Annotated in this window: 10 protein-coding genes; 4 read left to right on the top strand and 6 right to left on the bottom strand. The window is 67.6% G+C overall.

Annotated features, from left to right (window positions below; all coding sequences use genetic code 11):
* Positions 1-9: 9 nt before the first annotated feature.
* From GON09_RS21845 to GON09_RS21825, 5 genes are all read right to left on the bottom strand, one after another.
* Positions 10-1,458: a hypothetical protein gene (locus GON09_RS21845; protein WP_213933700.1), complete on the bottom strand. Its 1,449-nt coding sequence runs from the start codon at positions 1,456-1,458 to the stop codon at positions 10-12.
* 210 nt (positions 1,459-1,668) lie between these two features.
* On the bottom strand, positions 1,669-2,322 hold the full coding sequence (locus GON09_RS21840; protein ID WP_213933699.1) for a hypothetical protein: 654 nt from the start codon (positions 2,320-2,322) through the stop codon (positions 1,669-1,671).
* Between the two features lie 101 nt (positions 2,323-2,423).
* A complete protein-coding gene (locus GON09_RS21835; RefSeq protein ID WP_213933698.1) occupies positions 2,424-2,780 on the bottom strand; it encodes a SelT/SelW/SelH family protein in 357 nt (118 codons plus the stop codon).
* Between the two features lie 206 nt (positions 2,781-2,986).
* Positions 2,987-3,148 (bottom strand): hypothetical protein, encoded by a 162-nt coding sequence (locus GON09_RS21830; RefSeq protein WP_213933697.1) that lies wholly within the window; start codon positions 3,146-3,148, stop codon positions 2,987-2,989.
* An 83-nt stretch (positions 3,149-3,231) separates the two neighbouring features.
* Positions 3,232-4,344 carry a glycosyltransferase family 4 protein gene (locus GON09_RS21825; RefSeq protein ID WP_213933696.1) on the bottom strand — a complete coding sequence of 371 codons (1,113 nt, stop codon included), beginning with the start codon at positions 4,342-4,344 and terminating at the stop codon, positions 3,232-3,234.
* Positions 4,345-4,521: 177 nt separating this feature from the next.
* Between GON09_RS21825 and GON09_RS21820 the strand changes: the two genes are divergently transcribed.
* Genes GON09_RS21820 through GON09_RS21805 form a run of 4 tightly spaced genes read left to right on the top strand, consistent with a single transcriptional unit; the run spans position 4,522 to position 11,106 of the window.
* A complete protein-coding gene (locus GON09_RS21820; protein WP_307854445.1) occupies positions 4,522-6,513 on the top strand; it encodes a hypothetical protein in 1,992 nt (663 codons plus the stop codon).
* Between the two features lie 5 nt (positions 6,514-6,518).
* Positions 6,519-8,003: an archaeosortase/exosortase family protein gene (locus GON09_RS21815; RefSeq protein WP_244865596.1), complete on the top strand. Its 1,485-nt coding sequence runs from the start codon at positions 6,519-6,521 to the stop codon at positions 8,001-8,003.
* On the top strand, positions 7,988-9,463 hold the full coding sequence (locus GON09_RS21810) for a glycosyltransferase (protein WP_213933694.1): 1,476 nt from the start codon (positions 7,988-7,990) through the stop codon (positions 9,461-9,463). Before GON09_RS21815 ends, GON09_RS21810 begins: the two co-directional genes overlap by 16 nt.
* On the top strand, positions 9,460-11,106 hold the full coding sequence (locus GON09_RS21805; RefSeq protein ID WP_213933693.1) for an ArnT family glycosyltransferase: 1,647 nt from the start codon (positions 9,460-9,462) through the stop codon (positions 11,104-11,106). The genes GON09_RS21810 and GON09_RS21805 overlap by 4 nt, the downstream gene beginning before the upstream one ends.
* Here the strand turns inward: GON09_RS21805 and GON09_RS21800 are convergent.
* Positions 11,098-12,162, bottom strand: a complete 1,065-nt coding sequence (locus tag GON09_RS21800) for a beta-mannosidase (protein WP_213933692.1) — start codon at positions 12,160-12,162, stop codon at positions 11,098-11,100. The two genes, GON09_RS21805 and GON09_RS21800, sit on opposite strands and share 9 nt — an antisense overlap.
* Positions 12,163-12,215: the final 53 nt, after the last annotated feature.

Below are 12,215 nucleotides of genomic sequence, written 5' to 3'. Positions count from 1 at the left end.
GAAACCGGATCAGTAGCGCGGCGACGCCTCCTGGCGCTCGTCGTAGCCGTGTTGCTCCCCGTGAGCGTGCTGCTCCCGATATCCGTAGCCGTATCCCTCGTCGTAGCGGTACTGCTGGTAGGCCGGGTCCTCCGGTGGCACGAACAGCGACTCGGGTTGCGACGACACCGGTTGCTGCGCCCGATAGCGGTCGTCGGGAGCGGGACGCGCCGGCGGTACGGGCGCAGGGCTGCCGGAAGCGGCCTCCGCGGCCGGTTCGCGACGGCGGGTCGGGAGCACGGGCACCAACTCGCGTCCGGCACCGAGCACGACGAGACGCGTGGGCACCTCGATCTCGGCCAGGGCACGCAGCGTGTCCTCTGCCTCCGCACGCCCCTCGGCCTCGGCCTGCAGCACGATCACGGCGAGCGCGAGACCCTCCGTGTGCGCCCGGGTCCACCACTGTTCGCCGATCCCGCACCACACGATCCGGTCGCCGGCGTCGCCGAAAGCGTCGATGTCGATGTCCACTCCGTCTCCGCTCAGGAGCAGGATGCGGTCGCCGAGCGATGCGCGCTGCTGCAGCACGACGATCGTGTCGAGCGGTAGCGTCGTCCGGTCGTTCGTCTCCACCTGCACCGCCGTCCGGTAGCGACGCGCGACCCGACGGGCCCATGCCGCACTGTTCGTCGCGCCGAAGCGCCCGTTCAACGCGACCAGCAACTCGGCCACGAGGACGAACACTGCGAGGAAGGCGACTGCGGCTTCGGCACGCGGCTGCGGGGACACCTTCGTCCCCGTGCCCGCGGGCATCGACAGCACCTGCAGGTATTCCAGGCTCGTGCCCGAACGTGCCTGGCGGAGCTGTTCGAGGCGTGCGTCGAGTTCGGCCTGTACCACCGGGTCGCCTGCGCCCTCCTCACCGGACGCGACACTTGCGGCGAGATCGGCGCGCAGTCCGGCGACGACGCCATCGAGTTCGGCGATACGCGCGTCGAGGGCGGCACGATTGCGCTCGGTCTGTGTGCGGTCGAGCTGCGTGACGACCGTCTGTGCGAGCCGGTCGGCGTCGGCCTGCGAATCGTCGCGGGCCGTCACGGTGAGCAGTGTGGGCGACGAGCCGTACCCGACGTCGATCCTCGACGGCAGCTTCACCGGATCTTCGTTCGTCTCGGCCGCGATCGCAGCCACGACGGCCGAGTCCTGCGACAGCGCTACATACGGGGCGATGAGCTGCCCGAGCGTCGCGTCGGAGCCGGACACCGTGGAGGACGAACGGATCTCCGCGACGAGCGACGATTCGTACACCCCGGGACCACTGTCGCGGACGAAGAACACCGCGACCGCGGCGAGCGCGGCGACGAGTGCGGCGGGCACGGCCACCCGAGCGAGGTCACGGGCATGCCCGACGAGATCGACAGTGGGAGGAACACCGAGCTCACGACGCAGTTCGGCGTCGCGGATGCTTCGTTCGGACACGATGCACAGGCCTTTCGCTGCCGCCCCGGAGAGGGGCACGTTGCCAGTGTGTCGCGACGAATCGGGCAAATGTTACCGACCCGTACGGTCCGTCGGCTACCGGGCAGCCAGCGCGGACGCGACGACATCTGCAGGGCCGGTGCGAAAAGCATCGGCGGCACCCCACAGGGGTGCCGCCGATGGGTCACTCGTGGACCGGTGGGACGCCGATCAGAGGTAGGCGCCGATCAGGTCGCGAAGGAACTTGATCACGAACTGGAAGGGGTCGACCGGCTCCGGCTGCGCCTGGGGAGCCTCGGGCACGTTCCCGGCCTCGGGCGCGGCCTGGCCCTGCGGTGCGGCCTGACCCTGCGGTGCCGGCTGCGCCTGCGGGGCCGGAGCCGCCTCACCCTGCGGTGCGGACCCGCCGCCGACCGTCACCGAAATGCCACCGGTGAAGGGACGACCGGACGCGTCGAAGATGTTCTCGTACTGCGTACCCGAGGCGTCCTGGCAGCCCCAGAACACGTTGTAGGTGCCGTCGGTGATCGACTCCGGGCCGGCCTGCGAGGGTGCGCCGTCCTTGATGTACAACGCGCTCGAGGTGCTGGTGTTGGTCACCGAGAAGCTCGTGCCGGCGGGCTGCGCGTCGATGCGGCCCGACGGATCGGCCGTGTCGACGGTGCCCGGCTTCAGGACGTAGGTGACGCAGGTGACGCCGCGATCGACGTCCGCCCGGCTCAGATCGAAGTCGACGACGATGGCGCCGTTCTCCGCATTCGCCGACACGCTCGGACCCGCAGCGGACGACACTCCCGGCACTGCCAGTGCCAGCAGTGCGGCACCCGACGCTGCGACGGCAGCCTTCTTCGCAACAGAATTCATCGATTTTCCTCCCCGTATTTCGATGTCGGCGACCGCTTTCGTGAGCGGCACGCCGTCGACCGTGCCCGCGCGCGTAGAACGCGGGCACATATGCGGGAACGTTACCGCGAGATGTCGGTGCTGTCGCGACGAGGGGCGTCGGTGCTGTCGCGACGAGGGGCGTCGTCGGCAGAGGCGGCCCGATCCACGTGCCCGAGATCACGATCCGGCTCCACGAGATCGCGCACCCGCTGCTTGAGCACGGCGATCTCGGGAAAACCCTTGTCTTCCTTACGATCCCACACGACCGTCTCGTCGACGACGATGCGGAACACTCCACCCGTTCCCGGAACGAGGGCGACCTCGCCGAGCGCGGTACCGAAAGTGTTCAGCAGTTCCTGCGCCATCCACCCGGCGCGCAGCAACCATCGGCACTGTGTGCAATAGGTGATCGCAACCCGGGGAGTCTGCTCGGTCATGAGCCACAGGATATCTCCGGCAGAAATGGGTGAAGCCCCGGCAATCGTGGTGGTGGATCGGCCGGGGCTTCTGCACGGATCGGTGATGGGGGGTAACCGACCCGTGCGGCCGTCCTCACATGGGGGGACAGGAGGACGACGCGAAGCAGAGTCTAGACACGAGAAACTGTTACTCGCGAGTATCGCGCAGGCGATCGTCCGGCGTGTCAGGAAGCCACGGGAGGATTCGCAGAATCACGCTGCTCCCGCTGCATCTCGACGAGCTGTTCCTCGCTTTCGGCGACGAACAGGAACCGACCGACCGCGAGCGCGCCGAGAGCCGAGAGACTCAGCCACGCCGCCAGCGCCGATGCGATCCACACCCACATGGCTCACAGTGTGCGCGAATCCGCCGCCAACACCAAACATCGGGGATCACAACATGGTTGCAAAAGCAATACTCGAGGACGGCTCACAATGTGACGCTGGTCCCCCATAACGCGTCCACCATGGCCGGAAGCGTCACCTCGATGTCGTGATGTTCCTCCACCCGGCGACGCGCGGTGATCACGAGTTCGTTTCGCAGGCCGGGTTCGGTCACCAGCAGCCGCAACGCCTCTGCCAGTGCCTTCGCATCACCGGGTGGCACGAGTATTCCCGCGCCGTCGGCCAGATGCTCGGCGGTGCCCCCGTGATCGGTGCCCACGACGGGCACACCGTGCGCCATCGCCTCGAGCGCGACCAGCGGCCCCGCCTCGGGTGAGGTGCTCGCCGAGACCGTCACGTCCCAGACCGCGAAGACCTCGGCCGGATCGACCCGGCCCAAAAACGACACCCGTCCACGTAGATCGGGCTGCTCGGCGCGCCGCCGCAACTCGTCGAGGAACGGTTCGTCGCCGGGGAACGGCGTGCCTGCCACGTCGAGCCGGACATCGGGCACCTGGGCGACCGCGTCCAGGAGGACACGATGCCCCTTCCATTCGGTCACCGATGCGAGGATGCCCACCCGCGCCGTCGAGTCCGCACGCGGCGCGCTACGGGACAGAGACGGAGGGATCGGAACGCCGTGCGGTGCGACGACCACGGGATACCCGCATTCACGGACCGGGATCGCCGAGGCGCGGGAGACCGCGACCGCACCCGCCACCGCCGCCCTGCCCCACCGGGCGACGAGGCGCTGCTTCCGCGACGACAGCGTGTCGTGCACAAGCCACCTCGCATGTGTGCGATGGGACGTACCCGCCACGGCGAGTCGCAGGGACGGCAACGCGAACAGCGAATTGCACACCACCCGGGGTCGCTCGACGGCGAGCACACGGCGGAGTCGGAGTGCTCCCGTCAGCCAGCGCACCGGAAGACCTGCCAGGCCCACGATCCGCCCGAGTCCCGTCTGACCCCACATGCCCAGCCGCGGCAGCCGGACGTGCACGCATCCGGCCGGGAGCGCCTCGGCGAGCGGTCCGCCGGGGCACGCCACGACGACCCGACGACCCTGTGCGAGGGCGACGTCGACGAGCGTCAACATCACCTTCTCGGCACCCGAACACTCACCGGTGTGCCCGACGAACAACAGCGAACCACTCACTGCGCAGCAACCGTCCGATCCGTCGTCGGTTCCGCCACGGAGTCCTCCCGTTCGTCCGAATTGTGGTCGTCGACCGAAATCGGGTCTGCACCTGCTTTTGTTACAACAGCACAACGTCACACCGAATTCTCGACGCGTCTGCAATAACTTCGTGACCCGGCGCAATACGCTGCTCGGGTGACATTCTCCCGAACCGGTCGTCGTTCCCGGCGCAGTCTCATACTGGCCCTTGCCGTCTCGATGACGCTGTGCGCGAACCCCATTACCGCTGCAGCACAGGAGCTCGAGCCGACAGGAGCAACCGGTCCGGGCGAGGTGACTTTCCCGACCCGCACTCTCGGCCTCGGCCCGAACATCGAATTCCGTGGCAATTCCGATATCGTCACGCTCACAGTTCCGATCCCCGACGGCAATACCCCCGCTTTCCTGGACACCACCGCTCAGCTGCCCACGAATGTCGCGCGCGGATGGATCGACGTCACCTCGGACGGACGATTGCTCACCCGGGTGGAACTTCCGGCCGGTGGCGACATCGTGCCCCTGTCGATTCCGCTCTCCGGCGCGAAGGTGGAGAACGACGCCGCGGTGATCTCGCTGGGTCTGTCCCTGACCGCCGTCGACAACATCTGCCCCGACGACTGGACCCTCGGTTCGGTGCGGTTGCGCGACGGTGTGGTGCGGTACGCAGGTACCCCCACGCTCCCGTCCGTGGTCGCCGACTTTCTACCTCCCGTCCTCGAACGTCTCGAGCTGTATCTGACGGAAGGACCGACGGACGCCGAGTCGACCGTCACCCTGGATCTCGCCGCCGACGTGATCGCGCGCTATTCGGGACGTCAGGTGCCGGTGGACGTGCGTGAACTGCCGCCGAACGGCATTCCCCCGGCCGCCGACAGTCCTTTCGTCCGCCAGATCGTCGTCCGCGAAGGCGAGGACACGGGTGTGGAGCTCGGCGCCGTTCCCGACGGCCCTCCCGCCCTGTACGTCCGAGGCGACGCGGACACTCTCCTCGACCAGGGACACCTGGTGAACAGCATCCTGTCCGGTCTCGCCGTCGGTTCCGACGTCGCCGTCGGCGCCTTCGACGTCCCGCCCATCCTTGCTCCGGACTCGACCACCTTGTACGACCTGCGAGTGTCCGACCTCGAGACGAGCGGCCTCGGCATCGCCGACGTGCACCTGTTCCTCGACCAGGCCGAGTTCGGCCGGCCCGTCCGGGATGTCGCCATCGATCTGAAGGGTTCCTACACCCCGCTCCCCGCCGCCCAGGGTGGGCTGATCACCGTCTCGGCCGGTGACGTCCAGCTCGACGCGTGGGCAGCCGATGCGAGCGGTGTCATCGACCGCGTGGTCACGGTGCCGAACTCTTCCCTCGGGCGTCTCACCGACATCACCGTCGCGCTCCGCACGACCGGTTCCCAGCAGCAGTGCGGTCTCCAGCAGCCCGTCACACTCCGCATCGACGGCAACAGCCGCGTGTCGAGCACCATCGCCGACCCGCCCGTTCCCGTCGGTTTTCCGTCGTTGCCCCAGACGCTGATGCCACAGTTGAACGTCGCCACCGCGGGTCGCACACTCGTCGACGTCGGACGTGCCGTCGAACTCGTCGCCGGGCTCCAGTCGCTCACCACGCGCCCGCTGGATCCGACCTGGGTGTCGATCGACGACGCGCTCAGCTCGTCGGCGCCCGCGCTGGTCGTGGCGGCGAACGGCGTCCTCCCCGAACGACTGCAGTCGGAGTTGCCGCTCGTCCGCACCGAGGACCGCCGGTTCGAGGTCCGCAATGCCGACGGCGAGAGCACCAGCCTCACCTTCGGCACCGAGGTGGACTTCGCCTCTCTGCAGGTCGTGCGCGACGACGGACGCACCGTGCTGGTCGCCACCTCCACCGACGTCCCCGAGGAACTCGATCGGACGATCGACTGGCTCTCCGCCGAGCCCGGCCGCTGGTTCGAGCTCGACGGCAGCGTGCTGTTCACCGCACCCGACCGTGATCCGATCACGCTCATCGATCCACAGACCCAGGACCACGACGTCGACGCGGCGTCGTCGGGAACGAACAGCACGGTGACCGCGGTGGTCGTTGCGGGTGTCGTCCTGCTCGTCGTCGGTGCGGTAGGCGCCGCGGTGTGGGCGATCTCCCGCCGGCGCCGTCCGCAGTCGCGGTGAACGCTATGACCACGACAGTCGAGCAACCGCCGTTCACCGAACGGTTCTTCACGAACGCGATGCTGCACACCACCAATCGGTGGATCGTGATCGTCGCCGCAACCCTGATCGGTTTCCACTCCACGTGGCTGCAGTTGATCGACGAGATGCGCGCGGGCACCACGGGCGGCTACGTCCTGATCGTGCCGCCGCTCGTCGCGGTGGTCGCGATCGGTGTCACGCGTCGGCGCCGGAACGAACTACCCATCCACGACCGGCAGACCGACATCATCACGTCCGTCCTGTTGCTGCTGATCGCCCTCGCGATCAAGGGACTGCTGATGCCGAGGTACCCGACGAACTATCAGGCGATGCATCTCGACGTGCTTGCCGCGTGGGTGTTCGTGTGCGGCGCGTGCGTCGCGATGTTCGGCCTGCGGGTGACCGCGGCGTACTGGGAAGCATGGATGATGCTCTTCCTCAGCTCGCCCATCGTGTACCGCATCGTGCTCATCGAGCTCGGCGGGACGAAATTCGTCGCCGGTGCGGTCACCCTCGTGCTCGCCGCCTCCGCGATCGGACTGGCGACGCGGCGCAACCGGGCTCGTGGATTCTTCTACGGCTCCGCGACATTCGTGACCGGACTGATCGCGCTCGTCGTGATCGATCGACGATGGCCGGACGCACCCATCGCCGTGGACCAGTACGTTCCGGCCCTGATCGCCACGGTGGTCGTGGGATCCGGGGCCTACCTGTGGACGTTCCGCGGACTCGCCCCCCGCACACTGCCGGCGAACCCGGTGTCGATTCCCCAGGCCGTGCGCGGAGCGATGTGCATAGCGGTGGCCGCACTGCTCGCCGCGCTCCTGCCACTCCCCGACCAACGTCTGACACCCGTCTCGGCCGGCCCGCCCTATTCGGGCACCGCCACCCAGATCGTTCCCCCCGGATGGGTGCAGTTGTCGTCCGTCGACTACGACTGGCCCCGAGCCTATTTCCGCCAGGGATCGGTGCTGCGCCGGCAGATGCTCCGAGCGGAGGAACCGAACCCGGAGTGGGATCGACTGCTGCGTCCCCGCACCGTCGCAGTGCAGACCCTGCAGGTGCGTCGTGTCGGTTCGTTCGCCGTGTACCCCACCGAATCGATGTACGCACTGGGTAAATCACGGGTGAGCCCGAAGGAATACGTCGATCTGGGTCGCGGCGTGACCGCCGAGTACTTCACCGTCGTCGACGACACACTGCTCCTGACGTGGAGCCTGCTCAGCTTCGTCTGGACCCGCAGCGACACCGTCGCCCAGCGGGTGAGCCTGCTGACGGTGGACAACCACGAACTCGATGCGCCGTTCCCGCAACCCGAACCGAACACCGTCGCCAACGCGCGCACCCTGATGCGAGTGTTGTTGCGCGGCAACGGTACCGTCGAGGACAACGAGCCCGAGTACAAGGATCGTTCCATGTTGATCGAAGTGGGTCGCGAACTCGTGGAGGCGCAATGGCAGGGCGCGTGAACGTCGGCTCCGGACACGATGTTCCGGTCGAAGACACCGCCGAGTTCGACGCCTACCGGAAGGCGGCGCTGCACGAGGCCGTACACGGACTCCGCGAACGCAGCCCCGTCTCGTCGGCGTCGGTCGCATTCGTGCCGTGGCAGAAGTATCTCGGATTCGCCCTCGCCGCGGCCTTCGCGGCCTCGCTCGTCGTGGCGACGAAACCTACCCTGATCGTCTTCACCGTGCTGTGCACCTTCGGGTACATCGCGACCCTCGCCGACCGGCTGTTGCTCTTCACCCGCGGCATGGCACGCGACGCCCAGTTCATCGTCGACGACGAGGAAGCGCGCGCCCTCCCCGACGACCGGCTCCCGCCGTACACGGTGCTCGTCCCCGCCTACAACGAACCCGAGGTGGTCGGCGACCTGCTCGCCGCCATGGCCGCGCTCGACTATCCGGCCGACAAGCTCCAGGTGCTGTTGCTGCTCGAGGAGGACGACACCGTCACGATCGACGCCGCGGAGAAGGCCGGACTCGGCGAGAGCGTCGAGATCCTGCTCGTTCCGGCCGCCGACCCGCGCACGAAACCGAAGGCGTGCAATTACGGATTGCACTTCACGACCGGCGAGATCGTGACGATCTTCGACGCCGAGGACCTCCCCGAACCTCTGCAGCTGCGCCGAGTGGTCGCAGTCTTCGACCGTCTCGGCGACGACGTGGCGTGCGTGCAGGCGAAACTTGCCTTCCACAACGGAACCCAGAATCTGCTGACCGGCTGGTTCACCGCCGACTACGCGCTGTGGTTCAACTTCATCCTGCCCGGCCTGATGAAGTCGCACTCGCCGATTCCGCTCGGCGGGACGTCGAACCACATCCGCCGATCGGTGTTCGACGAGATCGGTGCGTGGGATCCGTACAACGTCACCGAGGATGCCGATCTCGGCGTCCGGATCGCCGAATCCGGCTACTCCACTGCAGTTCTCGACTCCACCACACTGGAGGAGGCGAACAGCGATCCGATCAACTGGGTGCGGCAGCGGTCCCGGTGGTACAAGGGCTATCTGCAGACCTGGCTGGTCCACATGCGCCGTCCCGTCCGACTGTGGCGGGTCATCGGCACCGTCGGGATGCTGCGGTTCACGACCCTGCTGGCGGGCACACCGATCATCGCGTGCCTGAACATGGTGTTCTGGATGACGACGCTGTCGTGGCTGCTCGGACAAGCGGATCTCATCGAGGAGATCTTTCCGTGGTACGCCTACTTCCCCGCCTTGATCTCGCTCGTGTTCGGCAACGTTGCCGTGATGTACATGAACTTCGTCGCGTGTCGCGAGACCGGGCACGCGAACCTGTGGTGGCCGTGCCTGACCGTCCCGCTGTACTGGGTGCTCATGTCCATCGCAGCGATCAAAGGCACCTATCAGCTCATCCGTAACCCCTCCTACTGGGAGAAGACCTTCCACGGGTTGTCGTCGTGAAGGCCCGCAGCCGATGGGTGTTCTGGACCTCGTGCCTGATCTATCTGGCGGCGGGTCTGTGGCTCGCGCTCGACGTGCAGTACTACCAAGGGGATTCGCTGAGTCGTGTGAGCGCTGCGCGGACGGTGCTGCTGAGCCGCGACCCGCATCTCGCCGCCATCGGATTCGTGTTCACGCCGCTCACCGCACTCGTCCAGGTGCCTCTCGCCGGCCTGTCGGCGTGGTTTCCCGGACTGACGGCCTATTCGGTGACGGCGGTGCTCATGTCGGCGCCGTTCATGGCCGGCGCAGCGGTACAGATCCACAAGATCGCGTGCGATCGTGGATGTGCCCCGTGGTTCGTGTGGACGGTGACGGCGGTGTTCGCGCTGAATCCGATGATCGTCTACTACGGCGCGAACGGGATGAGCGAGGCGCCGTTCCTGTTCGCGTTGTGCTGGGCCGCACGCCGGCTCATCCGGTGGTGCAGCACCGACGACATCCACGACCTCGCCCTGGCGGGTATCGCCCTGGCCGTCGCGTATCTCGCTCGCTACGACGCCCTGGCCGTCGGTGCGGCGGTGACGGTGTTCGTCGCACTGCTCGTGCGGTATCGCTCCCGCAGATACGCCCCCGGTTCGGGCTGGCATCCGGCGCTCATGGACGCGATCCTCGTCGCCGCTCCTCTCGCACTCGCCTTCGTCGCCTTCGTCGCCACGAGCTGGCTCGTGACCGGAGAAGCACTCGCCCAGTTCACCTCCACCTACGGCAACGCCGCCATCCTCGAACAGAGCGGTGGCGGGTCGTCCGGGGGCCTGGAAGCGATCGCGTTCTCGATTTCCGAGATCGTGGTGCTCGGACCCGCCCTCCCCCTGTCGATTCCGATCGTGGCGGTGCTCGCGTGGCGACGACGCGATCTCGAACCGCTCGTACCGTTCGTGGTCTTCGGGGCGGTCCTGGGCTTCGCGGCACTGTCGTACGCGCGCGGAATGACCTTTCCGTTCCTGCGTTTCTACATCTGCGCGATCCCGTTGCTCGCCGTGTGGGTCGTGCAGCTGGCGCCGCGACGCGGGCGGTTCGCGGCGCGACGGCCCGGCCCGCACACCGTTCCGAGAGCCGAGGACAACAGCGGCGCGGCCCCGTTGGGTGCGATCCTGCTGGTGTGCAGTCTGCCCGTCACGTTCGTCGCCATGCTCTCCCCCACCCTGTCGCAGGAACAGCACGCGCTGCGCACGGTCCTGTTCCCGGACGACGGCGACCCGTCCGACGTGCGTGAGCAACAGCGACGGGTGATCACGGCGTTCTCCACCGAACGGCGCATCGCCGACTACCTCGACGCGATGGACCTGCCACCCGGCTCGGTGCTGATGGACACCGTCTACGGCTTCGCGATCTTTTCGGCCACCGAGCGACCCGACACGTTCGTCATTCCGTCGGACGGCGACTTCACCACACTGCTCAACCGACCCGCCGAGTTCGGAGTCGAGTACATACTCGCGGTCCCGAACGAGGGACGCGGTGTGTCGGATGCCGTCAACCGTCGTTATCCCACGATCTACGAGACCGGCAGCGACATCGCGGTGCTCGAACTCGAGATTCCCAACGACGGTGCCGACCAACCCGATTGGAGGCTTTTCCGGGTACTCGACCGTGCTTCACCCTGAGCGATGGTGGCGGCGTAGGACGTAGTGGACCGGGTCGTCCGGGCCGATGTCGTAGGTGCACTCGTCCTGCCGTGGGTCGGGGACGAACGACCACATCAGCGCACCGTCGGCGCCGAGTTCGCGGTACCGCGTGAGCGTACGGTCGACGATCTCGGCACGGTCGCTCGTGTCGAGGCACGAGCCGGCCCGGACACCGAGTTCGGCGACGAGCATCGGCTTCGACAACCCGGCGAGTCGCTGCTCGAGGAACTGCGCGTCGTCGTAGTCGTGGTACTGCACGACGTCGAGCTGCGCCGCGTCCGTCACGGCCCCGAAATCGTCTCCGGCCGAACCGCACTGGTCACCTCCGATGGTGCCGACCGTGATGAGCCGGTCGGGGTCGTGTTCGCGGACGATCGTTGCCGCCTCGTCGATCCAGTTGCGGAGCAGTCGTGCACCGCCGGGAAAGCACTCGCGTCGTTCGAGGGCGCACTCGTCGTCGGTGCAGGTCGCGGTCTCCGGTTCGCCGATCAACTCCCACATCGCCACCGAGGGCGACGACCCCCACCGCTCGACGGCCGTCGCGACCCAGTCGTCGTAGGCGAGCACATGACCGGGCAGCGGGTCGCGCCAACCGGCGTCGTACCAGCCGGCCTGCTTGTACCCGCCCGCGTCGCAATCACTGTCCTGCGGCGCGAGAACCGGGATCACGTACACCCGGTGCCGTTCGGCGGCGTCGAAGACGGCGTCGAGCGCGGAGAAGTCGAGTGTGCCGCCGATCCGGTGCACGGCGTGGGACTGGAAGGCGTCGAACCGCACCACGGATCGGGGCGCCAGTGCGCCGAAGAACTCGTCGAGATCCACCTCGGCGCCGCATCCCTGATTGACCTCCCAGCGCGTACCCAGCTGGTAGGCGTTGAGCCCGGCCGGCCACCACGGGCGGTCGTCGAGAACGAGCCGGTCGCCATCCGCGCGGACCACCGGAAGGTCCTCCGGAGGCGAGGGGCGCGACGAGGTGTCCTGCGCACAGGCCGCGAGCAGGAACAACAGTGTGGTGGCAACCACAGCGACGCGCACGTCCAGAGACTAACCGGGTCGTGAGTGTTCCCGAGCGGGTACCGGACGAGAAT

The organism is Rhodococcus sp. B50, assembly GCF_013602415.1.
Classification (GTDB): domain Bacteria; phylum Actinomycetota; class Actinomycetes; order Mycobacteriales; family Mycobacteriaceae; genus Rhodococcus.
Note: the sequence above shows the minus strand (reverse complement) of the source record. Positions and strands in the feature narration are given on the sequence as shown.

What these genes read in the sequence shown, in the direction of transcription:
- GON09_RS21840 (WP_213933699.1), bottom strand. Translation starts at nt 2,322, where the DNA reads ATGAATTCTGTTGCGAAGAAGGCTGCCGTCGCAGCGTCGGGTGCCGCA.
- GON09_RS21835 (WP_213933698.1), bottom strand. Translation starts at nt 2,780, where the DNA reads ATGACCGAGCAGACTCCCCGGGTTGCGATCACCTATTGCACACAGTGC.
- GON09_RS21830 (WP_213933697.1), bottom strand. Translation starts at nt 3,148, where the DNA reads ATGTGGGTGTGGATCGCATCGGCGCTGGCGGCGTGGCTGAGTCTCTCG.
- GON09_RS21815 (WP_244865596.1), top strand. Translation starts at nt 6,519, where the DNA reads ATGACCACGACAGTCGAGCAACCGCCGTTCACCGAACGGTTCTTCACG.
- GON09_RS21810 (WP_213933694.1), top strand. Translation starts at nt 7,988, where the DNA reads ATGGCAGGGCGCGTGAACGTCGGCTCCGGACACGATGTTCCGGTCGAA.